The organism is Flavobacterium akiainvivens, assembly GCF_001278115.1.
Lineage (GTDB): Bacteria > Bacteroidota > Bacteroidia > Flavobacteriales > Flavobacteriaceae > Flavobacterium > Flavobacterium akiainvivens.
Genome location: NZ_LIYD01000005.1, coordinates 1,948,510 through 1,973,326 on the forward strand (window position 1 = coordinate 1,948,510; position 24,817 = coordinate 1,973,326).

The following is a 24,817-nucleotide window of genomic DNA, read 5'->3' on the forward strand; positions in this document are numbered from 1 at the left end:
GTTGTTAATTATTTGGCCTCAAGCACCACTACAGAGAATGGCGGAAGCGTTACCGTAAGCACACCGTTTTTAACCTTAAAGTCTTTAAATGCTTTAGGCGTAATGGCGTTAGGGTTTTCGAATGAGTTATAGTCCTGTAGCTTGCCCGATGAAAGTATCTGGGCGGTAAAGTCTTTTAGCTTAAGGGCGTTAAGGTCTATTTCTACGGTTTCTTTATCTTTTGCGTGGATGTTAACCAAAGAGATGTGCGTTTTGCCATCTTTTACAGAGGCTGATGCCGAAACCGCCGGAAGCGTTTCGCTACCTACCTTATAATCAGGTGTGGCAAGCTCGATTGGGATAAGCTTTGCATCCTGGTGCACCTTGTACATTTTCATTACATGGTAGGTAGGCGTTAGCAGCATTTTGTCTCCCTTGGTAAGGATTACCGCCTGAAGCACGTTTACCGTTTGGGCAAGGTTTGCCATGCGCACGCGGCTGCTGTGGTTGTTAAAAATGTTTAGCGTAGTACCGGCAATCATGGCATCGCGCATGGTGTTTTGCTGGTACAGGAAGCCCGGGTTTGTGCCTTCTTCCACGTCATACCAGCCGCCCCATTCGTCTACCACAAGGGCTACTTTGCCTTTAGGGTCATACTTATCCATTATTTCGGTGTGCTTTGTAACCAGCTCTTCCATTTTAAGGGCGGTTTGCATGGTGGTAAAATACTGTTGCTCGTCAAACTTTGTAGATGAGCCTTTCTTTTCCCAGGTTACAAACGAGTATGAGTGTAGTGCCACACCATCCAGCAGGTTTTTAGGGATTTCGCGCATAAGCACTTCTGTCCAGTGGTAATCGGCCACGTTAGCGCCCGATGCAATGCGGAACAAACTACCTGTGTTGCTCCAGTCTGTCATAAAGGTAGAATACTGGCGGTACAGGTTTGCATAATGCTCGGCCGTCATGTTGCCACCACAGCCCCAGGCCTCGTTGCCCACACCCCAAAACTTAACACCCCATGGAGTATCGCGGTTGTTTTGCTTGCGCAGGTCGCTCATTGGGCTTTTGCCGCCATGGTTTACATACTGAATCCACTCTGTAAATTCCTGAACGGTGCCGCTGCCCACGTTAGCCGCCAGGTAAGGCTCTGTATCCAGCACCTCGCACAGGTCAAGAAAATCGTGTGTACCAAAGCTGTTGTCTTCGGTAACGCCCCCCCACCACTGGTTTACTATGGTAGGCCTTTTTTCTTTTGGCCCAATGCCGTCTTTCCAGTGATAGGTATCGGCAAAGCAGCCGCCCGGCCAGCGCAGGTTGGGTATTCCCAGTTCTTTTAGCGCGGCAATAATATCATTCCTTACACCTTTTGTATTAGGAATGGCACTACCCTCGCCCACATAAAAACCATCGTAAATACAACGGCCCAGGTGTTCAGAAAAATGCCCGTAAATGTGCTTGTTAATGGTAGGCGCATCGGCCGAAGGGTTAACCTTAATGGTTGCCTTTTGTTGTGCCGTAGCCGGCAGTAAGCTGCCTGCGGCAAGGAGTAAAACAGTTGTGTAGTGCTTGATTTGGCTCATAGTGTATTAAAATTTTAATATCACGCAGCAGGTAAAAAGTGTACCTACTGCATGATATTAAGTTGTTATAAATAAATTTTAGTAACCGGGGTTTTGCTCTGTGCCCGGGTTAGTATCTCTTTCCAGCTGCGGTATTGGGAAGTATTCCCTGCCGGCCAGGTACGTATTAAATTCAGGGTCCCTGCTTTTTAGCCATGCCAGCTTAACCGGGTCCTGAAGCCAGCCCCAACGGCGGATGTCATCAAAACGGTGGCCTTCCATAGCAAACTCAAGCAGCCTTTCGTGGGCAATCTGGTCGCGCATTTGTGCCTGTGTCATGCCCGGCATTGTTGTGGCCAGGTTAGGCAGGTTTACCCTGTCTCGCACCATTTGAATATAGGTATAAGCGCCTGCTGTGTTTCCGGTTTCGTTAAGGCACTCGGCATACATAAGCAATACATCTGCATAGCGCAGTATACGCTCGTTTATACCGCTCCTCCAGTCCATTTCGTTTGCAAAATCGCCATCAGAGTTTTGATATTTGCGGCAAAACAGGTCGTTAAGGTCGGCCGGGCTGCTTGCATAATGTGTGGCAAAGCTAACGCCATACAGCATCATGCCCGGTTTGTTGTAAAACATAGTGGCATCAAGCCTTGGGTCTTCATCACCGGTTTCGGTTTGCTCCAGATGAAAATCATCATAAAGTGCCCATGTAGGCTGTGCATCGGTCCAGCCAAAGCTGCGCGGTGCATAAGTAATGGCACGGGCGCTGGTTTTGCCCCAGTCAGAAGCAGGTATACCACCCCAGCCAAGGGCTACGCCGCCGGCCTCGCGTGCAAACTGTATTTCAAAAACCGACTCAGAGTTGTTTTCATTAGCGGTTGTAAAGTTATCGCGGTAGTTAGGCACCAGGCTGTAAACGCCAAGGTTCATAACACTTTCAAATGTAGCTTTTGCACCGGTAAAGTCGTTTGTAAACAGCTGTGCTTTACCAAGAAATGCAAGTGCTGCACCTTTAGTGGCACGGCCCGGCTGGTTAGCATCAATGCCGGTAAGGCCATTATATGATACCGGAAGCATATCTGCCGCCATCTGGAAATCTGCCTTTACCTGGGCCCAGCCTTCTTCCTGTGTTTTTTGCGGGTGCTTAAGCTCATCTATAGTTAGCGGTATAGGCACGTTTTTAAACAGGTTAACAGCATGGAAAAGGTACAGCCCCCTAAGAAAATAAGCCTGGCCCAGCACACGCTGCTTAAGCGCCTCATCCATTTCTATATTTGGCACTTTTGCAAGCACCTGGTTAGCACGGTAAATGCCCTGGTAATACATTTCATAAGCCCAGCCGTATATGGCCGCATCAGACACGCTGCTGTTAAACCTGCCCACGTTTGCCATATTGGCCCACGGGCTGTTGCTGCGCATATCTTCACCCCTAAGGTCAAGCAAAAGCGGTGTGCTCCTCATATAAGTGCCATCGGCAATAAGGGCGCTGTAGGCCGCATTAACACCGGCTACGGCATCTTCATCTGTTTTCCAGAACGCCAGTTCGCTGTCAAGGTTAGGGTCAAGCTGCAAAAGGTCTTCATCAGTCACACAGCCTGTCATTACAACAGAAAGTGCCGATAGTAGTAAAAACTTTTTTATATATACTGTTTTCATTTTCTTTTCAATTAATTTTTAGAAACTTGCTTCAATACCAAATATAAAGGTGCGCGGGTTAGGGAAAGAGCCTGATTCAAAGCCCCTTGAAAGTAAGCCGTCGTTCATAAAATCAGGGTCGTAACCTGTAAAATCAGTAATTACAAATATGTTTTGGCCAGAGGTGTAAAGCCTTACCTTATCAAACACTTTGTTGTCCTTAAGCGGAAGCGTGTAGCCCAGCTGTATGTTTTGCAGCCTTAAATAACCGGCATCCTGCACAAAGCGGCTTGACGGCCTTGCATTGGCATTGCGCTCTAATACATCAGGGCGCGGCACATTAGTATTGGTGTTTTCCGGTGTCCAGTAGTTAAGCATATCTGTACTGTGGTTTAACAGGCCGCCTATCATAAGGCCGTTGTAAGTACCGTTGTATGCCTTGTTGCCACCCTGGCCCACAAATGCAAATGAGAAATCGAAGTTTTTGTATTCTGCATTAAAGTTAAGGCCGTAGCTGTATTTAGGTATTGTAGTGCCCTGGTAGGTACGGTCTTCATCTGTAATAAGGCCATCGCCGTTAACATCGCGGAATTTAACGTCGCCCGGCTGTGCATTAGGCTGGAAGGCGTGTGCATCTATCTCGGCCTGGTTCTGGAAAATACCTTCGGCTTCATATACAAATATTTCGCCTGTTGAACGGCCTACGGCTGTTTTAGAGTTGATACCGAAAAGCGGGTCGTTTTCGTCACCCAGCCTTAGTACCTCGTTTTTAATAGTACCCAGGTTAGCATTTACACCCCACTTAAATTCGTGGTCATAATTGCTGTAGCCCAGTGTAAATTCTAAACCTGTGTTGCGGATATCGCCGGCATTTGTCCTGATACTTGCAGGGAATGCACCGGTAGAGAATGGCAGCGGCACAGCAAGCAGCAGGCCTGTAGATTTTTTAACGTAGTATTCTGCAGAGAACTGTAGTTTGTTGTCAAACATACCGGTTTCTATAGCAATGTTGCTTGTTTGGGTTTCTTCCCAGCTTATAGACGAGTCAAACGCGCTGATAACCGAAGTACCCGGGGCAAGCGAAGTGCCAAATACATAGCTGGTAAAAGGGTTAACCGTAGGTGCATAAGCATATACACCAATGGTGTTGTTACCCAATAAACCATAACCGCCACGCACTTTAAGGGTATTCCACCACTCCGGCAGCTTAAGGTCGTTTTGTGCTTTCCATGCTCCTGAAACCGAGTAGTAGTTACCGGTGTTGTTGTTTTCAGGGAAAAGCGAGCTCTTATCCTGGCGGAAGTTTGCCGTAAGTATATAGGTATCATCAAAAGTATATACAAGACGGCCCAGTAATGATTTACGCCTGATTTCGCTTTGGTACTCACCACCCGAAATAGCATCGGCATAGTTAAGCTGGCTGTTTTCGCCCGGAGTGTAGCCCACACCACGGCTCCAGTGGTTGTGGTATGATTCGCTTTCCATAACGTGGCCTGCCATTAAAGATATGTTGTGCTTGCCCAGTGTTACATCATAGTTTAAAAGGTTATCTACTATGGTGCGCACGTTTTTATCGTTATTGATGCTAAGTGCCGATTCGGCATTTTCTGTAATGTAGTACCATCCAAGGTCGCTTGGCGGGGTAAAGAACCTGTTGAAACCGTTAAACTGGTCGGCACTGGCCCTTAGGGTATACCTAAGCCCTTTTATAATTTCAAATTCGCCCCAAATGTTACCCACAAACCTGTTCCTGTCGGTATTGTTATTTATAAGGTTGTTAAAACCAATAACGTTAAGGGTAATGGCCCTTTGGGTAAGGTTATCGGCACCGCCGTAGCCCCCCAGCCTGTTAGGGTCGTACACCGGCATGGTAGGTATGGCCTGTAGCAGCGCCATCATGGCACTCTCGCCGTTGTATGAGTTAAAGTTTTCTTTGTCGCTGCTGGTGTAGCTTATTTTACCGCCATATTTAAACCTGCCCTTTTGGCCTGTTACGTTAAGGTTTGTAGAGTAACGCTCATAAGCCTGCGGCACTTTAAGGTAGCTGGTATTTTTAAAATAATCTACGTTAAAGTTGTAGCTAAGCGCCTCGCTGCCTGCTGTAAAGCTAAGCGAGTGGTTTTCTATGCGCCCTGTACGGAACGCCTCGTCCTGCCAGTTTGTATCTACATTATTAATGTAAGACGGGCTGTTAGGGTCGTTACCCGGCAGTATGGCCTGGCCAGAGTTTAGGTAGGCAGCATTTGTAATATCCTGGTACTGCTCGCGGTTGGTAACGTCTATTTTACGGCCCACATTCTGGAAACCGGTTAGCGAGCGGAAGTTAATGCTTACTTTACCTGCCTTACCTTTTTTAGTGGTAATAATAACCACACCGTTAGCACCACGCACACCATATATAGCTGCCGCAGATGCATCTTTAAGCACCTGTATGCTTTCTATATCGCCGGGTGCAAAGTCATACGGATTGTCTACCAGTATGTTATCTACCACAAACAACGGGTTATTGTTTGAAAACGAAGACATACCGCGTATTTTGATGTTTACAAAACCGCCCGGTTCGCCGCTGCTTTGTACGGTTACACCCGCAGCCTGGCCCTGTAGCATTTTAGCCACATCATAAGTTACGGTCTTTTTAGCGTCTGCCACGTTTACCACGGCTACCGCACCGGTAAGGTCAGACTTCTTTTGTGTACCATAACCTACCACCACAAGCTCATCCATGGTTGTAGCATCTTGTGAAAGGGAGATATTAATTGTGGTCTGGTTGCCTACCACAACTTCCTGTTCGGCATACCCCATGTAAGAAAACACCAGTACATCGGTAGTTTTTACTTCAATAGAGTAGTTGCCGTCAATATCGGTATTAACCACTTTGGTTGTACCTTTAACTAAAACGTTTGCGAGAGCAAGCCCGGAACCGTCTTCGGCGGCCGTTACCTGCCCACTAACTGTAACGTTCTGGGCCTGTAGTGCTACAGCCGCCAACAAAAAAACCGCGCACAGTGCCACCTTCAGTTTAGAAAGTTGCCCTGTGGCAGCCATACTTAAATTAGTAATTCTAATCATAAACATGAAATTTGGTTTGTTTTATAAATGTATTTTTTACACTTCCAAATGTAATTAAAGATTCCTGAATAAACCAAATATTTTTTTCATTATTTAAAAATTATTTTAAAAATAATCTGCAACCCTGCAATACTACAACGTTATCAAATAATTAATAGTTATTATATTAGTAATATGCCAATAGTTGTAAAATAGCTTTATTCTTAATAAATTGCAGCAATTTAAAATACCGGATGGATAATTATAATGACCAGGTAAAAACCCTGCTTGCAGTAGACTGTATTATTTTTGGGTTTGATAAAAAACACCTGAAAATACTTTTAATAAAGCGTGATTTTGAGCCAGAAAGGGGCCGGTGGTCGCTTATGGGGGGCTTTTTGCAGCCCGAAGAAACCCTGGATGAAGCCGCTACCCGTGTACTAAACCACCTTACCGGGCTTGATAATGTATACATGGAACAGCTGCGTGCCTACAGCGCCATAGACCGTGACCCGGTTGAACGAACGGTATCGGTATCCTACTACGCGCTTATTAATATTACGGAGGAAACAAAGCTTAACGATAACTTTTCGGCAAAATGGTTTGACATTAATGAGGCACCCGACCTTATTTTTGACCACACTAATATGATTAGCCATGCCATGAGCCGCCTGCGCCACCGTGCCGGCACCAAGCCTATTGGGTTTGAGCTGCTGCCCGAAAAGTTTACCATGAAACAGCTGCAAACCCTGTATGAAGCCATACTGGGCGAAAAGCTGGACAAACGTAATTTTATAAACAAGATTAACGGCCTTGACATACTGCTTAAAACAGATGAGAAGGACATGAAATCATCGCGCAAGGGGTCTTTTCTTTATATGTTTGATGAAGTAAAGTATAACGCCAAGGTAAGCGACGGATTTACTTTTAAGCTTTAAATTCAGAAGTTAGAAATCAGAATATAAAAAAAACCGGGATGTTTGCGTCCCGGTTTTTTTATATCATTAAATACCTTATCGAAGCGGCAAATTCTGCGGCAGGTTATCTATATACATTTCTGTTCCAAACTGGCGCAGCTCTTTAGCGCCTTTAAACAGTGTTGCACCGCCCTGTGCCGTACGGAAGTTGCCGTGGCGGCCATTTGCTGTTATATCGCTTATGGCGGCGGCAAAAAGCGGTTCTGATGCATTGCCCAGCTCGCCCATGTTGGTATAGTCTTCCGGCAGCTCTATGGTAGGGTCTATACCGGCGCTGTAGTCGCCAAAGCCATCGGCATTAATAGTGCGCAGTACAATGGGCTGCATGGCATAGCGGTGTGCCGAGGTGCGGTTGCTTCTTGAAAAGTTCATAGAATCATACAACGTAACCGAACCTACGTTTTTACCGGTGGTGGTAGTGCCTATAACCACTACATCTATATAAGGTGTAAGGCAGTTTATAACCAGCTCACTGGCCGATGCCGTGCTGCCGGTAGTTAGTATGTATACCTTATTAAGGTTAAGGCTGTTTATGGCAGTGCCGTTTATGTTATCGGTAAACAGGTTTTGCAGGTCGTTTTGGTTAAGGTGTGCCATAAGCTTGGCGTTCCACTCCTGCTGGGCAAAAAGCTGCCCGTTAAACTGCCCGGTTATCATACTGGCCAGGTAGGTGGCGGTTTGCACGCTGCCCCCGCCATTGTAGCGCAGGTCAAGCACCAGGTCGGTCACCCCTGCCCCTTTCAGCTGGCCAAAGGCATCGTTAAGGGCGTTGTTGTAGCCGCTGTAAAAACCGTTGTACATAAGGTAGCCTATGTTGTGGCCTCCCTGGCTTACCACGCTGCCGGTATAAATAGGGTTTTCAGAATATTCAAAGCGTGTAAGGCTTACCTCCTGCCCGTTTGGCGTAAGGGTAGTACCGTTATAATCGGCAAAATTAAGGGTGTAGGTTTCTGCCGAAAGCAGTTCCTGGTAGTTGTCAACAGTAAGGGCTGTTCCGTTTACGGCATAAAATATATCGCCGCGGTGTATGTTTTTAGTACTGGCATCGCTGTTAGGCAAAATATAGCGCACATAGCCAAACAACGTATTAGACCCAGCAGAGGGGCGCACCAGGCCAAACTCGGCGCCGTGTATTTTGTAGGTGCCCTGTAATGCATTTTCAAGCACATTGTAGTCGCTGTACATTACGCTCCAGCGGTCTACTGTGCCACGCTGATAGAGCAGGCTTTCAAAAAGTTCGCCGGGTGTAAAGGGCTGTATAAAGTTATTAAGCACCTCCTGGTTTGTATAGTGGTCATCGCTCAGGGCGGGTACATCTGCCTGCCACAGGTAGTACAGGTTAAGGCCTTTCCAAATAAAATCGTTAATGGGCACGGCGGTGTCGTCCTGGTCTTCACAGCTTATAAAAGCAGCCGGAACCGCCAGTAATAACAGTATGTAAAGCGAAATCTTTTTCATTGCAGTTTTTATTATCAAAACGTAAATTTAATTTTTTTACTGTTATGTTGTAACAAAAAAAATACTTATTCGTCTTGACTGTATAAACCAACAACAAACCACGTTAATTATGAACCAGGCGGAGTTTATAAAAACAATATCGCCGTTTAAGGATAAGGTGTTCCGGCTGGCCCGCAGGCTGCTGGTTAGCACTGAGGAGGCCGAAGACGCCACCCAGGAGGTGCTGGTTAAGCTGTGGAACAGCCGCGAGAAGCTTAGTGACTATAAAAGCGTAGAGGCTCTGGCCATGACCATGACCAAGAATTACTGCCTGGACAGGCTTAAAAGCAAGCAGGCAAGCGAAATGCGTATTGTGCACAGCAACTACTCCAGCCACGATGCAGGGTTGCAGCAACAGGCCGAAGACCGCGACAGCTGGAGCTGGGCCGAAAAAATTATGGCACAACTGCCCGAGCAGCAACGCCTGATAATGCAAATGAGGGATATAGAGCAATACGAATTTGAAGAGATTGCCAAAATAATGGATATGAACGAAACCGCAGTGCGCGTAGCTTTATCAAGGGCACGAAAAACACTGAGGGAAGAACTTACAAAAACACACAGTTATGGAATTAAGAGAAATTGAAACGCTGCTGGATAAATACTTTGACGCCGAAACCACTATAGCTGAAGAAAACACGCTTAAGGCTTACTTTGCCGCAGGCAATATAGCCCCGCACCTGGCGCAGTATGCCCCAATGTTTGGCTACTTTGCCGCACAGCAGGAGCAGCATTTTGATAAGCCCCTGCCGCTAAAAACAAAGGTTAACTATACAAAATGGCTATCTGTAGCGGCAAGCCTGGTACTACTGTGCGGCATGCTGGCCTGGTTTATAAACACCAACCCGCCGCAGCAACAACAGGAACTGGGCACTTATGATGACCCCGAGGTGGCCTTCAGGGAAACCCAAAAGGCACTGGGCCTGCTGAGCAGCAAGGTTAACATGGGCGTAAAAGGGGTTAACTACCTGGGCGAGTATGAACGCGCCAAACAAACCGTATTTAAAGAATAAACTATAATCATCAATCAACCTTTTAAATTTAAAAATCATGAAAAAATTTGTAATCACCACCGTTTTAGCCCTTGCGCCATTCTTTACTTTTGCACAAAGCGCATTTGATAAGTTTAACGATGTAGAGGGCATTGAAGCCGTAGACATTAGCGGCTCTATGTTTGACATGATAGGCGACCTGGTTAAAAAAGAAGCCGGCAGCGAGGCCGATAAGCTTAAAGACCAGATTAAAAACATAAAAAGCCTTAAACTGTATACCACCACGGTAAAAAAATACAAGAAACAACTGCGCGAAACGGCCGATGAGTACCTGAAAACCAACAAGCTTGAGCAGCTGATGAGTATTAACGAAGAGGGCTCTAAAATTAAAATCTATGTAAAGCAGGATGCCGCCACCAGCATTATTAGCGAAGGCCTTGTGTTTATAGACGATGCTGAAGATAAAGAGCTTATGGTATTCTCCTTTACGGGCAGCCTTGACCTGGCGGCGCTTACCGAAAGCAAAAAATAATTGTACTACTACTTATTACCCAAAGACCATAAATTTTAACTGAAATGAAAAAGTTTGTAATTGCCTTACTTATTGCTATGCTGCCTGTTGCCTCTTTTGCGCAGGATGCCTTTGCAAAATTTGAAGATGTAACCGAGATAACCTCAATTATTGTAAATAAAAAGATGTTTGAGCTTATGGGCCAGGTAAAGCTTGACCCTAAAGATAAAGAGGGCCAAAAATACCTTGCGCTGGTTAAAAAGCTGGACCACCTGAGGGTGTTTACCACCAGCAGCAATAAATACTCCGGCGAGCTTAAAAATGCGGTTACGGGCTACCTTAAATCGCACCCGCTGGAAGAGCTTATGCGTGTAAACGAGGGCGGCCAGAACATTAAAATCTATATTAAAAACGGGGCTACTGCCAGCCAGGTTAAAGAGCTGCTTATGTTTATGGACGGTGGAAAAAGCGAAACCGTACTGCTATCGCTTACCGGTAATTTTGACCTGAACGACCTGAGTGTGCTTACCGAAAAAATGGCGCTGCCGGGTGGCGAGCAACTAAAGCAGGCCGCTAAAAAACAGTAATATATGATACGCTTTATAATAACATCGCTGGCCGCACTGGCTGCACTGCTTATGGCATCGTGCAGTAACGAGCCCACCGTGCAAAAGTATTTTGTAGAGAAATCAGGCCAAAAGGGCTTTATGGCGGTAGATATTGCACCAAGCATTATACAAACCGAAAAGCTGAAGCTTACGCCCGAGGAAAAAACAGCCGTAAACAGCCTGCACCATATTAACGTGCTGGTGTATAAGGCAGACTCGCTAAACCCCGGCATACTTGATAAGGAACAGGCGAGCGTAAAAAGCCTGCTGAAAACCGATAAGTATGACCAGCTGATAAAGTTTAACAGCAAGGAAGGCAGCGGCTCTATAAACACCAAGGGCGAAGGCGAACACCTGGAGGAGTTTATTATTTACCTGCATCAAAAAGATAACGGCCTGGGCCTTGTGCGCGTTACCGGAAAGGATATGACCCCGGCTAACGTAATGACCATTGCCGGGCTGATAAGCAAGGGCGGGCTCGATATGAACCAGCTTAAGCCGCTACAGCAAATGATGCAGGGTACACAAACCCAGACCCAGGCCCCTGTAACACCGGTTAAGCCGTAATAAAATATTAGTTTTTTTAAAGGTTCCGCGGGATGCATTTTAAGGTGCTGTTCCTGCGGATTTTTTGTTACCGAAATGAATTCCCTAACGGGAAATCTGGAATAAACATTAACAGTGCTACCGAAATTAAATCGCTACGCGATACCAATACCCTGTAGATTAAATATGCCCTTCGATTTTTCCCGTTAGGGAAAAGATTTCGGTAGGAATAAAATTAGCATCGTTGCTTTTTTGCCGTAGGCAATTAATTTCGGTTCCAAAGCCAATATAAAATATCCAAAACTTCCCTACTTATCCGAAATTCAAAATTTTGCTTTTGCCCGTAATGGGATTTAATATTTCACACCATAGGGGCACCCGTTTGCCGGTTTTGCACAAAATGGGGTGTTTTTAGCGTAACTCAAACTCCAATTGTGAAATATTAAGCCAAAAACAGCCTTTTTTGGCTCGAAATGGATAGGCCAGACACAGCAATTCATGCCAAAAAGTGCCCTTTTTAGCAGAAAGTGAAAAATTAAACCGGTAAATCTGTAGGTTTTTAATTACGAAATGACCTGGCTTTCGTGTGCGGCGATAACCTGCCAGCTGCCGGCTTCGTTCTTTTTCCATACCCGGGTGTAGCGGTGGATACCTGCAAAGGTATGTCCTGAAAATGAACCACTTATATCTACCACTACCGATACCACGGCTACATCGCCATAATCCTGTATAAACTGCGCGCCGGTTTCCAGGCTGAAAATCTGCAAGTTACCCGAACGGTGGGTCTCCAGGTCGTCTCCTTTGGTAACCAGGTGCCCTGCATGGTTGGTAAAGATAACGCCCTCATGCAGGAGGCTGTCAAGCACGGCTACATTACTGGTCTTCATAGCCTCAATTAGCTGTGCATCAAGGGTTTCTATTTGCATTATGGTATCCATATCTTAGTGGGGAATTAGCATTTTAAACAGTTGGGGGTAGTGGGTAACAAAGCCATCGGCATCAACAGTGATATCTGCACTAAAGTTACCACCCTCATTTTCAAAGCGATACAAGCCATCGGTAAGCCGTGTGTAGCGTTGGGTGTCCTTACGCACCTCCCCGGCAAGGATGTCAAAATACAGTACTTCTACTTCCGTCTGTTGCCCATCCTGAAGCTTTAACCCGTTAACAGCCAATGAATTGGTAAACGGCGTTAGCGAAATATCTACATAGTTACATTCGGCAAACTCAGCGCAATCGCCACCATTGTTGTCTACCCAACCCGCTTCAGTATGCTCAAAATCAAAGTGTTGCGCTTCAGTACCTACCGTAAAACGGATGTCAATGCACTTTACAGTCCAGTTTAGTTTAAGTTCCAGCACATAGTCTACATATACGGCTTTGGTGCCTGCCCAGCCCTCAATCTCACTGCGCACCACAATGCCGGTATCAGTATAGTTTACTGCGCAATGTTCCTCAGTATCAAGGTGTAACCCTTCCCAAACTATGCTCTTTTGCATACTGTAGCTTTTTACTGCAAGTTAAGAAATTTCTGTAATTACCTGATTTTGTTTAAGAAAGCTTTAAGCAAAAAATTAGGGTTTGTAGCTTACATTTGCGCTCCCCCAAACACAACAAACTACAAACCCTATAATACTATAAAAAACTAATTATCTGGCTTTTACATAACCCACACGGGCACCTTTTTCGTTTACTAAAGCACCACCGTTGCCTACATATATCTTGGTCGACTTGTTGTCGGCAAACATAAGCGAGTACCCCTGGCGGTCGCTCTTGTAAAGGGTAGCTATAAGATATACGTTATCTCCCTCAACCTGAACGAGTTTGCCTTTATCAGTAACACAATATTTACCTTGCGGACTCGAACTCAGGTACACGTCAGACATTACTTTATCAGTCGGCGGTTTGTTTACAACATCTTTATTATTAGACGTTTGTGTTGTAGCTACGGTGTTCCTGGCGGCAGGCTTAGGTGGTGTAGCCCTTGCGGGGGCAGGCTGGCGTTTTTGCTGGGTGGTGGTTACAACAGCGGCTGGTTTAGGCTTGGGTGCAGGAGTAGCATTAGCCTTTGGTGTTGAAGCTTTTACAGTTGTTTGAGCAGTGGTATTGGGCTGTGTAGCCGTTGTTTTGGGTGCAGCCTGGGACTTGGGCTTGTAGGCAACTGCAGTATTATCTGCAGAGGCGTTGTTCCAGCCTGTAGCAATATAGGCCAGCCTGTCGCCTTTTGCGGGGTGGGTGTGGCTGCCTTTAAGCGATGCTATAATACTCATAACTACCTGAGCCTCTTCGAGTGACGCACCCATTTTACGCAGTACAAACCCGCTGAATTCATCGGCTTCAAGCTCAGTTTTAGGGCGGCTGCCCACCTGGTCGAGTGTATGCCCGTTAAGGTGGTGGCCTATTTCGTGCGCCAAAATACTAATAGCTGCCCAGCGTGTACCGCTCTGGCTTTCAATCTGCTGCATAAATTTAGGGTTGTACAGCAGGTAGCGCTTGCCTTTAATAAACACGGCAGCGGCATTTGGCACATTAGCAATACGCAGTTCAAAATTGGGCTTTAACCCAATGACTGCCATAATGTTAGTAACAATATCCTGCGTTTCGACATCGGCATCATAAGCCGTAATGGTTCCGGTAATCTGTTCGCCATAGTAGCTACACATAGAGGTGTATTTGGCGTCTCCAAAGTTTTTTTGTGCAAATGCCGGCATAATACAGCACAGCATAACAGTTAAAATGCAGATTTTAAGGCTTTTCATACAATACAAAAGGGAATTAGGTGCGTTTAAAACATAAACGCAAATGGCCTGCCAAAAAGTATTGTATTAAAGCTTTTAGGAGTGTTAAAGTCCTGATTTTATGATTTCAAGCGTTTGCGCCAGCCGGTCAGCATCATATTTAAGCAATATGTGGGGAGTAATTCTTACATTCTCATGGGCAGGATAAAACAATAAATTAATAAGTACAAAATCTCTTAAACATTACATTATTCTAACAATACGCGAACATATAGTCATAATTAATACCACTATACCAAGCAGCAAGATGATTTTAGCATGTTGACGGTTACTCCTGTTGTAGGTAAACACCCTTTCGCCATTAGGTAATGTTTTTTTAGAATAATACACCATATAACCCGTAAATATACCAAACAAACCGCCAAGAAGTGCCGTAAAATACCCAATAATAATCCATGCAATGCCTACTTCTTCGGGCTTTTCAAGTTCATACAACCGCTCCATTTCTTTCCTCTCTACTTCCTTATCATCAATTTGTTTACCCCTCTCTGCTAAAAGCCTCTTAGCCAGCACATAATCAATCTCACTCCATTCATCTTTTTTTTGAATCACTTCAAACAGCTCTTCATCGGTAAACGAAAAAAGATAGTAATCTTCCGGCAACTCGGCAATCCATTTACCCGCCTGCTCTTCCAGCAAAGCCTCTGCCCGCTTAAAATCGGCCGGGTTTAGCTGTATTTCATAGTCAGTAAAGGCACGCCCAAAACTACCGTCGAGTGATGCACCGTTATCGGCAAAACGGGTTACTATACCGTTGGCTTCCAGCAACTGTTGGGTTTCGCGGGCCTGGACGGCATTATTGTATTTTTTAAAAGAGACAAATTGTTGCATGGCTGGTTTGTGATTTGCCCAAATATACCACAAAAACTTTTACGATTATTTTCTTACCTTTACCCTTTAAATTACAGCACAAATGCCCGATACCCTTGTACTTTTAGCCGCTTTTATCATAGCCCTTGCCATAGGCGTTTTTATAGGTAAAGCCCTGTTTACCGCTAAGGCCGCTGCCGATAAAAAGGTTATGGAAGAACGCCACAACAACCAGCAACTGCAATTGGAACAGCTTAAGGCACAGGCCCAAAGCGAAAAAGAGGTTATAAACAAGCAGTTTACCCTTATACAGCAGGAGCGCGATGGCCTGCGCCAGGAAAAAGATGTCCTTTCTATACAGCTTACCAAAAAGGAAACCGACTTTGACAACCTTTTGGAGCGCATGCGCGAACAACGCCAGGAAACTGATGAACTGCGCGAGAAATTTACCAAAGAGTTTGAAAACCTTGCCAATAAGATTCTTGAGGAAAAAAGCACCAAGTTTACCGAGCAAAACCGTGAAAACCTTAAGAACATCCTTTCTCCGTTACAGGAAAAAATACAGCTTTTTGAGCAAAAGGTTGAAAACACCCACAAGGAAAGTATTGATTATCACGCCGCGCTACGCCAGCAGATATCAGGCTTAAAAGATATGAACGAGGCCATGAGCCGCGAAACCATTAACCTTACCCGCGCCCTCAAAGGCGATACAAAAATGCAGGGCAACTGGGGCGAACTGGTGCTGGAACGTGTACTGGAAAAGTCGGGTCTGGAAAAAGGCCGTGAATATTATGTGCAGCAAAGCCATACTACTGAGGAAGGCAACCGCATTCAGCCGGATGTGGTAATTAACCTGCCGGACGGCAAAAAAATGATTGTAGACAGCAAGGTGTCGCTTGTATCATACGAACGTTATGTAAATGAAGAAGATGACCCACTACGCATGGTACACCTTAAAGAGCACGTTAACTCCATTCGCCGCCACGTAGACCAGCTTAGCGAAAAGAATTATTACGACCTGTATCGCATAGAAAGTCCTGATTTCGTGCTGCTTTTCATACCTATGGAACCGGCATTTGCCATTGCTTTACGCGAAGATGCCACCCTTTACAACCGTGCTTTTGAGCGCAATATTGTTATTGTAACGCCAAGCACGCTGCTGGCCACCCTGCGCACTATAGACAGCATGTGGACCAACCAGAAACAACAGGAAAATGCCTATGAAATTGCCCGACAGGCGGGTGCCCTTTACGATAAATTTGAAGGCTTTATTAGCGACCTTACCAAAGTGGGCAACAAAATGCGCGATGCACAAAGCGAATACCAAAACGCTATGGGCAAACTGTTTGACGGCCGTGGCAATATCATTACCACCATAGAAAAGCTTAAAAAAATGGGTGCAAAGGCCAAGAAGTCGCTACCCGAAACCATACTAAACCGCGCCATTCAGCAGGAAGATGAATCGCTTTTTGAAGACGAAAATACTAATCCCACCCTACTACCCTAAACCATGGAACAGCGTTACCAGAAAGTAAGTGCCAGCAAAGTAACCATAAGCGAACTGATGCTACCCAGCCACCAAAACTTCAGCGGAAAAATACACGGGGGCTACATCCTTATGCTTATGGACCAGATTGCCTTTGCCGCAGCGTCTAAATACAGTGGCAGCTACTGTGTTACGGCCAGTGTAGACACGGTTGACTTTCTTAACCCTATTGAAGTAGGCGAACTGGTTACGCTAAAGGCATCGGTTAATTATGTGGGTAACAGCAGCATGATTGTAGGCATCCGCGTTACCAGCGAAAACATACAAACCGGGGTAGAAAAGCACTGTAATTCTTCATATTTTACCATGGTGGCAAAAGATGCTAACGGCAACAATGTTACCGTACCTGCCCTGGAGCTTAGCAGCCATACTGATGTGCGCCGTTTTTACAATGCCTTAAAGCGCATTAGCCTTAAAAATGAGCGTAGCCGCCATGAGGAAACCTTTAACCACAGAAGCCCCGAAGCTATTGACGGCTTAAAAGGATATCGTGTAAAGCTGGAGTTATAGGTATTTTTATATATTTGCGCCTCAACACGTTACTTTACATGAAAAAACTGTACACCAAGGCGCTTATAGCGGTTACTGCCATTTCTGCTATTTTATATTCCTGTGGTAAAGATGATGCAGAAGAGTATATCCCCCTGCCCGAAAGCCCCGTAGTACTCGACCCTGAAGCTGAGCCTCACCCAAAACTATCTGATTACCACTTTTTTGAGGGCGAGCTTAAAAACCTCGAACCGGCTTATGGCGTTTTACCTTATGACCTAAACAGTAGCCTGTTTACTGATTATGCGCTTAAAAAACGCTTCATATGGATGCCTGCCGGCCAAACCGCCCATTACACTACCGATGGACAGGTACCTGATTTTCCTGTGGGTACGGTGCTTATCAAGAATTTTTATTATGAAAACACCCTGCCCAATAATACCACAATCATTATAGAAACCAGGTTGCTTATTAAAAAGGCTGCAGGCTGGCACATGGCCAATTATGTTTGGAATGATGCCCAGACCGAAGCCGAGCTGAACACAACAGGAGGTACAAAAGAAATTACATGGATGCACAACGGTGTGGAAGATAGTGTTGATTATAAAATACCTACTCACAACCAGTGTATGCAGTGTCACGCCCAAAACGATATTGAAATGCCTATTGGGCCTAAGCCACAAAACATTAATAAAATGTATGCTTACGCCGATGGCAGCATGAACCAGCTGGCCAGGTGGAAACAGTTTGGCTATCTTGATACCTATCCGCAGCAAATACTTAGCACCGTAAACTGGGAAGATACTGCACAGCCGCTTGAACTGCGCGTGCGTTCTTATCTTGATGTAAACTGTGCACACTGCCACACCCAGGGGGCAGACTGCGGCTATACCCCTATGGACTTAGCTTTTGCTAACAGCATTACCCCTGAAAACCTGGGCATTTGCCGTGAGCCTGTTGATTTTGTATCGGGCAGGGAAGAATATATTGTAAGTGGCCAGGAAACAGCTAACTCTTTAATGTACTGGCGCATGAACAACACCATACAAGCAGAAATGATGCCGCCTCTGGGCCGCGTTACCATACATACCGAAGGAGTTCAGCTTATAGAAGAATGGATTAACGCAATGGAAAGTCCTTGCCCATAAACACGGTATAAAACAAAAAAGACCGCCTTGTTCAGGCGGTCTTTTTTGTATATAAAATAAGAAAATTATATCCTTTTAAGGTTTTGCTTCATCATGGCAACCTGGTCTTTCAGCATATTTTGCTTGTCCAGTTTTTTAACATCGGCAAGTAGTGCGGTAGCCTCAATTTTACGGCGTTTGCTTATGGCAATACCGGCAAGGTTAAGTTTTGCCATAGCCAGGTCCTGGTCCATATTAAGGCCAAGCTCTACTGCTTTTTTAAGATGTTTTTCAGCTTGGTTAAGGTTAGTCTGGCTCAGCATAAGGCCGTTAAGGTAATAATAGTAGCCTTCCTGCTTTTGGACAAGGGCAGCATGCGGGTCTTTTATTTTATCAAGCCATTTTTTAGCACCGTCAAAATCCTGTTTTCTTAGCTTAAAGAACGCCAGGATAATAATTTCATTTTTAAAATACAGCAGTACAAATATTAAAGAAAGTAATATTAAAAAAATGCCGTTGCCTATGTTGCTTTCTGTAAATTGCCACACTGCAACGCCTATAAGTAGTGCTGTTATTACCAGCTTGATATTTTTATTGAACATAATTATTGTAATTTTGCGGCTGCAAATGTAACAATTTCAATTAGAAATATTTTTTAATAAAGGAGTTGCACATAAAAAAAACCTTTGTATATTTGCACTCGGTTTTAGAAAAACGGTAATCTAAAGTCCCGCTAACGATATTTCACAAAGATTAAAGATACAAAGCAATGAGTAAGAGAACTTTTCAACCATCAAAAAGAAAAAGGAGAAACAAGCACGGTTTTATGGAAAGAATGGCATCTGCCAACGGTAGAAAAGTGCTTGCTCGCAGAAGGGCTAAAGGCCGCCACAAACTAACTGTTTCTAGCGAACCACGCCACAAAAAATAATGTTTGAAACAAAACATAATAAAGGTGTTACTTATTTTTGGTAACGCCTTTTTTTATACCTAAGCCCACCCTAACCCCTCCCCGAAAGGGAGAGGAACAGCTACACTGCACCCTTATATATAGAGAGTGTAAACAATTTTTGAAAAAATATCAGCCCTTTACTCCCCTCTCCTTTGGAGAGGGGTTGGGGGAGAGGCTAAAAAACCGTAAATTTGCACAGCGCCTTTTGGGGCTGTAAATTAAATAACACAACTACACAATACAAATGCCAAAAGACACATCTATTAAATCGGTACTAATTATCGGCTCAGGCCCAATCGTTATCGGACAAGCCTGTGAATTTGACTACGCGGGGTCGCAATCGGCACGTTCATTAAGAGAAGAAGGCATAGAGGTTATACTTATAAACTCTAACCCTGCCACTATTATGACCGACCCAAGTATGGCCGACCAGATTTACCTGAAGCCACTTACCACCAAGTCTATAATAGAAATTCTTAAAGCACACCCAAATATTGATGCCGTATTGCCTACAATGGGTGGCCAGACCGCACTAAACCTGTGCCTTGAAGCCGAAGAAAAAGGCATTTGGAACGATTTTAACGTGCGCCTTATAGGTGTAGACGTTAACGCCATAAACATTACCGAAGACCGCGAACAGTTTAAACAGCTGCTTGAGCGTATAGAAATACCTGCTGCACCGGCTAAAACAGCTAACTCTTTCCTAAAAGGTAAAGAAATTGCACAGGAGTTTGGGTTCCCGCTTGTAATTCGCCCATCGTTTACGCTGGGGGGTACAGGGGCCGCTTTTGTTCACAAAAAAGAAGACTTTGATGAGCTGCTTACACGCGGCCTTGAAGCCAGCCCAATACACGAGGTGCTTATAGACAAGGCGCTTTTCGGCTGGAAAGAATATGAGCTGGAACTGCTTCGCGATAAAAACGATAACGTTGTGATTATCTGTTCTATCGAAAACATGGATCCTATGGGCATACACACCGGCGACAGTATAACCGTTGCCCCTGCCATGACCCTTAGCGACACCACATTCCAGAAAATGAGGGACATGGCCATAAAAATGATGCGCAGCATAGGCAACTTTGCCGGCGGTTGTAACGTGCAGTTTGCCGTGAGCCCTGATGAAAAAGAAGACATTGTAGCCATCGAAATCAACCCGAGGGTATCACGCTCATCGGCTCTGGCATCTAAGGCTACAGGCTACCCTATTGCTAAAATAGCCACCAAGCTTGCTTTAGGCTACAACCTTGATGAACTACAAAACCAGATTACCAAGTCTACATCGGCCCTGTTTGAGCCTACGCTTGACTACGTGATTGTAAAAATACCACGCTGGAACTTTGACAAGTTTGAAGGTGCCGACCGCACACTGGGCCTTCAGATGAAATCAGTTGGTGAGGTTATGGGCATTGGCCGCTCGTTCCAGGAGGCGCTGCACAAGGCTACACAGTCGCTTGAAATTAAGCGTAACGGCCTTGGCGCTGATGGTAAGGGCTACACTAACTATGAGCAGATTATAGACAAACTTACCCACGCAAGCTGGGACCGTGTGTTTGTAATTTATGATGCGATACAAATGGGCATACCGTTGAGCCGCATTCACGAAATTACACAAATAGATATGTGGTTCCTGAAGCAGTATGAAGACCTGTACCTGCTTGAAAAAGAAATTTCTACCTATAAAATAGCCGACCTTCCTAAAGAACTGCTTCTTGAAGCCAAACAAAAAGGCTTTGCCGACAGGCAGCTGGCCCACATGATGGGTTGCCTTGAAAGCGAAGTTTACAACAAGCGCGAAGAAACGGGCATTAAGCGTGTGTACAAACTGGTAGACACCTGCGCAGCTGAATTTGAGGCAAAAACACCTTACTACTACTCTACTTTTGAGGCTGAAATTGAAAAGGCAGACGGTACTAAATATGTACATAACGAAAGTATAGTATCTGACCGCAAAAAGGTTGTGGTACTGGGCTCTGGCCCTAACCGCATAGGCCAGGGTATTGAATTTGACTACTCTTGTGTGCACGGTGTGCTTGCAGCCAGCGAGTGCGGCTACGAAACCATTATGATTAACTGTAACCCTGAAACGGTTTCAACAGATTTTGATACGGCAGACAAGCTGTACTTTGAGCCGGTATTCTGGGAGCATATATATGACATTATCCGCCATGAGAAGCCGGAGGGCGTTATTGTGCAGCTGGGTGGCCAAACCGCCCTTAAGCTTGCCGAAAAGCTTGACCGCTATGGCATTAAGATATTAGGCACAAGCTTTGATGCGCTTGACCTTGCCGAAGACCGTGGCCGTTTCAGCGAGCTGCTTAGCGAGCTTAACATACCATTCCCTAAGTTTGGTGTGGCAGAAAGTGCAGACGAAGCCAGCAAGCTTGCCGATACGCTTGACTTCCCGTTACTGGTAAGGCCAAGTTATGTACTGGGTGGCCAGGGCATGAAGATTGTAATCAACAAACAGGAGCTTGAAGAGCACGTAATTGACCTGCTTAAGAGCATACCGGGCAACAAACTATTGCTTGACCACTACCTTGATGGTGCCATTGAAGCTGAGGCAGATGCCATTTGCGACGGAGAAGATGTATACATCATTGGTATCATGGAGCACATTGAACCATGCGGCGTGCACAGTGGCGACAGTAACGCTACCCTGCCACCGTTTAACCTGGGCGAGTTTGTAATGCAACAGATAAAAGACCACACCAAAAAGATTGCGCTTGCACTTAAAACGGTAGGGCTTATCAACATACAGTTTGCCATTAAAGATGATATTGTGTACATAATTGAGGCCAACCCAAGGGCGAGCCGTACCGTGCCGTTTATCGCGAAAGCATACGGTGAGCCTTATGTAAACTATGCTACCAAAGTAATGCTGGGTGCTAAAAAGATAAAAGACTTTAGCTTTAACCCGCAACTTAAAGGATATGCCATTAAGCAACCGGTATTCTCATTCAACAAATTCCATGGTGTAAACAAAAAGCTTGGGCCAGAGATGAAATCTACAGGCGAAAGCATCCTGTTTATAGACGACCTTAAGGATGACCAGTTCTATGAGTTGTACAGCCGCAGAAAAATGTACCTGAGCAAGTAAGACATCAGTCGAAAGACAAAAGTCAGAAAGTCGAAAGGCTATATAAAAAAACCTCCGCAATGTGGAGGTTTTTTTTATGACTTATATCGTGCTAAGAGTAAATCTACCCTGCGTTTATTATATTGCTGCAACAGCGCCGGATACAAATGAAACAGCGTATTGGCAATAAATAAGGGCACTATTATTCCTGTAAGGTAATTTGCTAAAAAGCTTGCTGATATAACCATTAGCCCAAGTGCGAAACCTATAAGGTGGCTAATTTCGGCATTGGTCATTTCAGCGCGCAGCCACAGCAGCTTTTCACGCCCTTTGGCTTTATCCAGCTTTAAAGCGGGGTTTAAAAACTTCCAGAAAGAATGTAAAATAATATAGCGCAATACCGTTACACCCAGTATTTTATTGAGTTTTTCATTCTTAATAAAATTCAGATGTGTAAGCCTGGCATAAAACGGCTTATTTATTATAGCCTTATTTACAATCATACCCACTATGGCAAAAGTAAAAACTATAGATATTGATGCACTTACAAACCCTGTGACAACGGCCATACAATCAGGTTTTAAAAAGAATCCCCCTGCCATAGCAAGGGGGATTTGTAATTATTACTTAAGATGTTGGACAAAGAAACCCATCATGCATTTATACATTTCAATCTGGTTGCCTTCGTGGCCAAAACCGTGGCCTTCATCATACTTAACCATGTAAGGTGTGGCAATGTTGCGCTTGCGCAGGTTTTGTACTACCTGGTCGCTCTCATCTATATTAACCCTTGGGTCGTTAGCGCCCTGCACCACAAATAGTGGCTTTTTAATCTTATCTACATTAAGCGCTGGCGAAACAGCCGTCATTATCTTTTGGTCTTCCGGGCTGTTTTCGTCATACCACTGCTCATACACCTGCCCCAGGAATGGTTTCCAGTACTCCGGGAACGATTTAAAGAACGTAAACAGGTTAGACACCCCCACATAGTCAACACCACAGGTATACAGGTCAGGCGTTTTAACAAGGCTGCCAAGGGTAGCCAGGCCGCCGTAGCTGCCGCCATACACTGCCACTTTATTTTCATCTATAAAGCCAAGTGTTTTGGCATACGCCACACCATCTTCAAGGTCGTTAAGCATGTTACGGCCTATTTGCTTGTTACCGGCAAGGAAAAACTCCTTACCATAGCCTCCTGAGCCGCGATAGTTAACTTGTATGGTTGCATAACCCCTGCTTGCAAACAGCTGTGTTTCGGGGTTAAAGCCCCAGCTGTCGCGCACGCCATAAGGTCCACCGTGCGGGTTAAGGATAAGCGGTACTTTATTGGTTTTAGAAGCGCCTTTAGGTATGGTAAGATAGCCATAAATGGTAAGGCCATCCCTTGACTTGAATTTAATAGGACGCATTTCGGCCATATCTTCTTCCTTAAGCTGCGGGGCCAGGTTCATGATTTCCTTAAAAGTATCTTTAGTGGCATCATAAAAATAATACACGCCATACAGCTTGTCGCTGCCTACATACACCAGGTATTTGTCTTCATTATCGGTAATACCGGTTATGGTAAAGTCTTTATCGCCAAACTGTTTTTTAAAGCGGGCATGTATTTTTTTTGCCGTGGCGCTTACCGGCACGGTTACATCTTTCTCACCCGAATAAAAGTAATAATCTACCTCATAGCCCCTCTTGCGTGATGTAGTAAGCCCGTCTACGTCAAACGTTTTGTCTGAAAATACTTTTTTAATGGTTTTGCGTGTGCCAAAATCATACAGCAAAATTTCGCGGGTGTTACCAAACTTATTTGTAAGTATGTAAGCGTCATTAGGGTTTGGGGTGGTATAGTCAAAGCTAATAATATAAAAATCGGTTTTCCACGAATTACGGTTTACCTCTTCAAACGGCTTGTCTTTGGCGGTGCGGTAAAACAATACCGTTTCGGTAGCGTTTTGCTGCTGGGTATAGGCCTTAAGTTCGCCATCTTTATCAAAGTCATAGCCCATAATAGGGTTTTGAGGGTCTTTGTTTTCAAAAAGGCGGGTATATTCACCTGTATTAATATTAACCTTATAAGGCTCAAAAACCTGTGGGTTGTCTTTGTTCATGTCCATAATAACAAAGTCGCCCTGGTCTTTAAGAATATGCGATACCCCTGCACGCACCCCGTCAAACGGGGTAAGGTCTTTAAGGTTGCTACCGTCAAGGTTTACAGCATACACATGGTAGTTTTCGTCGCCTCCCTTATCCATCATAAACAGCAGGCGGTTGTTGCCTTTCCAGAAATAGCCCCTTATAAGCTGGTCTTTTTCTTCAATAACACGTTTCACCTCATTGGTAGTGGTGTTTTTTACATACACGTGGTTTTTACCGGTGGCATCCCTTTCTTTATACGAAAAGTAAAGGCCGTTTGGCGAAAACTGAAAAGAAGACTGCGCCGGTTTTTTAAAATAGTCTTCTACAGAATATTTATAGGTTCCGGTTTCGGCGGCGGCCAGTTTGGCAAGTTCGGTTTCAGATGAAACAAGGGCAGGGTTTCCTGGTTTATCCTGCGCATACAGGCCGGCAGATGCTATGCCTGCAAGGATTGAAATAGGTATTTTCATATTGATTGATGATTATTTGATGCAAGATAAGAATTTCTTACTTCTCTATACATTTTTTATGTTT

The 24,817-nt window shown here is 44.8% G+C and carries 22 protein-coding genes; 11 read left to right on the forward strand and 11 right to left on the reverse strand.

Annotated features, from left to right (window positions below):
• Positions 1–8: 8 nt before the first annotated feature.
• The 3 genes from AM279_RS08630 to AM279_RS08640 form a co-directional block, all read right to left on the reverse strand.
• Positions 9–1,559, reverse strand: coding sequence for an alpha-N-arabinofuranosidase (locus AM279_RS08630; protein WP_054407580.1), 1,551 nt, complete (start codon positions 1,557–1,559; stop codon positions 9–11).
• A 78-nt stretch (positions 1,560–1,637) separates the two neighbouring features.
• Entirely contained in the window at positions 1,638–3,197 is a 1,560-nt protein-coding gene (locus tag AM279_RS08635; protein ID WP_054407581.1) for a RagB/SusD family nutrient uptake outer membrane protein, read from the reverse strand.
• An 18-nt stretch (positions 3,198–3,215) separates the two neighbouring features.
• Entirely contained in the window at positions 3,216–6,245 is a 3,030-nt protein-coding gene (locus AM279_RS08640) for a SusC/RagA family TonB-linked outer membrane protein (protein ID WP_160316438.1), read from the reverse strand.
• A gap of 233 nt (positions 6,246–6,478) precedes the next feature.
• Between AM279_RS08640 and AM279_RS08645 the strand changes: the two genes are divergently transcribed.
• On the forward strand, positions 6,479–7,162 hold the full coding sequence (locus AM279_RS08645; RefSeq protein ID WP_054407583.1) for an NUDIX hydrolase: 684 nt from the start codon (positions 6,479–6,481) through the stop codon (positions 7,160–7,162).
• A gap of 75 nt (positions 7,163–7,237) precedes the next feature.
• On the opposite strand, the gene AM279_RS08650 is transcribed toward AM279_RS08645, so the two are convergent.
• The gene (locus tag AM279_RS08650; protein WP_054407584.1) at positions 7,238–8,659 is read right to left on the reverse strand and encodes a S41 family peptidase; all 1,422 of its coding nucleotides are present in this window, start codon (positions 8,657–8,659) and stop codon (positions 7,238–7,240) included.
• Between the two features lie 109 nt (positions 8,660–8,768).
• Between AM279_RS08650 and AM279_RS08655 the strand changes: the two genes are divergently transcribed.
• Genes AM279_RS08655 through AM279_RS08675 form a run of 5 tightly spaced genes read left to right on the forward strand, consistent with a single transcriptional unit; the run spans position 8,769 to position 11,376 of the window.
• On the forward strand, positions 8,769–9,284 hold the full coding sequence (locus AM279_RS08655; protein ID WP_054407585.1) for an RNA polymerase sigma factor: 516 nt from the start codon (positions 8,769–8,771) through the stop codon (positions 9,282–9,284).
• Entirely contained in the window at positions 9,265–9,711 is a 447-nt protein-coding gene (locus tag AM279_RS08660; protein WP_054407586.1) for a hypothetical protein, read from the forward strand. The genes AM279_RS08655 and AM279_RS08660 overlap by 20 nt, the downstream gene beginning before the upstream one ends.
• A gap of 37 nt (positions 9,712–9,748) precedes the next feature.
• Positions 9,749–10,222, forward strand: a complete 474-nt coding sequence (locus tag AM279_RS08665; protein WP_054407587.1) for a DUF4252 domain-containing protein — start codon at positions 9,749–9,751, stop codon at positions 10,220–10,222.
• Between the two features lie 44 nt (positions 10,223–10,266).
• A complete protein-coding gene (locus AM279_RS08670) occupies positions 10,267–10,788 on the forward strand; it encodes a DUF4252 domain-containing protein (protein ID WP_054407588.1) in 522 nt (173 codons plus the stop codon).
• Between the two features lie 3 nt (positions 10,789–10,791).
• Positions 10,792–11,376: a DUF4252 domain-containing protein gene (locus AM279_RS08675; protein ID WP_054407589.1), complete on the forward strand. Its 585-nt coding sequence runs from the start codon at positions 10,792–10,794 to the stop codon at positions 11,374–11,376.
• A gap of 542 nt (positions 11,377–11,918) precedes the next feature.
• Here the strand turns inward: AM279_RS08675 and AM279_RS08680 are convergent.
• The 4 genes from AM279_RS08680 to AM279_RS08695 form a co-directional block, all read right to left on the reverse strand.
• Positions 11,919–12,293, reverse strand: a complete 375-nt coding sequence (locus tag AM279_RS08680) for a nuclear transport factor 2 family protein (RefSeq protein WP_054407590.1) — start codon at positions 12,291–12,293, stop codon at positions 11,919–11,921.
• A 3-nt stretch (positions 12,294–12,296) separates the two neighbouring features.
• Positions 12,297–12,854, reverse strand: coding sequence for a putative glycolipid-binding domain-containing protein (locus AM279_RS08685; protein WP_054407591.1), 558 nt, complete (start codon positions 12,852–12,854; stop codon positions 12,297–12,299).
• 150 nt (positions 12,855–13,004) lie between these two features.
• Positions 13,005–14,114 carry a M48 family metalloprotease gene (locus AM279_RS08690; protein WP_054407592.1) on the reverse strand — a complete coding sequence of 370 codons (1,110 nt, stop codon included), beginning with the start codon at positions 14,112–14,114 and terminating at the stop codon, positions 13,005–13,007.
• A gap of 222 nt (positions 14,115–14,336) precedes the next feature.
• Positions 14,337–14,984 carry a hypothetical protein gene (locus AM279_RS08695; protein WP_054407593.1) on the reverse strand — a complete coding sequence of 216 codons (648 nt, stop codon included), beginning with the start codon at positions 14,982–14,984 and terminating at the stop codon, positions 14,337–14,339.
• Positions 14,985–15,066: 82 nt separating this feature from the next.
• Between AM279_RS08695 and rmuC the strand changes: the two genes are divergently transcribed.
• From rmuC to AM279_RS08710, 3 genes are read left to right on the forward strand one after another with little or no spacing between them, the layout of a single operon-like run.
• The gene (gene rmuC / locus AM279_RS08700) at positions 15,067–16,470 is read left to right on the forward strand and encodes a DNA recombination protein RmuC (RefSeq protein WP_054407594.1); all 1,404 of its coding nucleotides are present in this window, start codon (positions 15,067–15,069) and stop codon (positions 16,468–16,470) included.
• Positions 16,471–16,473: 3 nt separating this feature from the next.
• Positions 16,474–17,019, forward strand: coding sequence for an acyl-CoA thioesterase (locus AM279_RS08705; protein ID WP_054407595.1), 546 nt, complete (start codon positions 16,474–16,476; stop codon positions 17,017–17,019).
• Positions 17,020–17,057: 38 nt separating this feature from the next.
• A complete protein-coding gene (locus tag AM279_RS08710) occupies positions 17,058–18,146 on the forward strand; it encodes an SO2930 family diheme c-type cytochrome (RefSeq protein WP_054407596.1) in 1,089 nt (362 codons plus the stop codon).
• 65 nt (positions 18,147–18,211) lie between these two features.
• Here the strand turns inward: AM279_RS08710 and AM279_RS08715 are convergent, their stop codons facing one another.
• A complete protein-coding gene (locus tag AM279_RS08715; RefSeq protein ID WP_054407597.1) occupies positions 18,212–18,727 on the reverse strand; it encodes a tetratricopeptide repeat protein in 516 nt (171 codons plus the stop codon).
• A 167-nt stretch (positions 18,728–18,894) separates the two neighbouring features.
• Here AM279_RS08715 and rpmH point away from each other — a divergent pair, with 167 nt between their 5' ends.
• Together rpmH and carB are read left to right on the forward strand one after the other, a co-directional pair.
• Positions 18,895–19,056 (forward strand): 50S ribosomal protein L34, encoded by a 162-nt coding sequence (gene rpmH, locus AM279_RS08720; protein WP_026979292.1) that lies wholly within the window; start codon positions 18,895–18,897, stop codon positions 19,054–19,056.
• A gap of 265 nt (positions 19,057–19,321) precedes the next feature.
• Entirely contained in the window at positions 19,322–22,174 is a 2,853-nt protein-coding gene (carB, locus tag AM279_RS08725; protein ID WP_054407598.1) for a carbamoyl-phosphate synthase large subunit, read from the forward strand.
• Positions 22,175–22,248: 74 nt separating this feature from the next.
• Here the strand turns inward: carB and AM279_RS08730 are convergent, their stop codons facing one another.
• Positions 22,249–22,722: a glycosyl-4,4'-diaponeurosporenoate acyltransferase CrtO family protein gene (locus AM279_RS08730; RefSeq protein ID WP_054407599.1), complete on the reverse strand. Its 474-nt coding sequence runs from the start codon at positions 22,720–22,722 to the stop codon at positions 22,249–22,251.
• 54 nt (positions 22,723–22,776) lie between these two features.
• Complete coding sequence (locus AM279_RS08735; protein WP_054407600.1) at positions 22,777–24,753, reverse strand: S9 family peptidase; 1,977 nt, start codon at positions 24,751–24,753, stop codon at positions 22,777–22,779.
• Positions 24,754–24,817 lie beyond the last annotated feature (64 nt).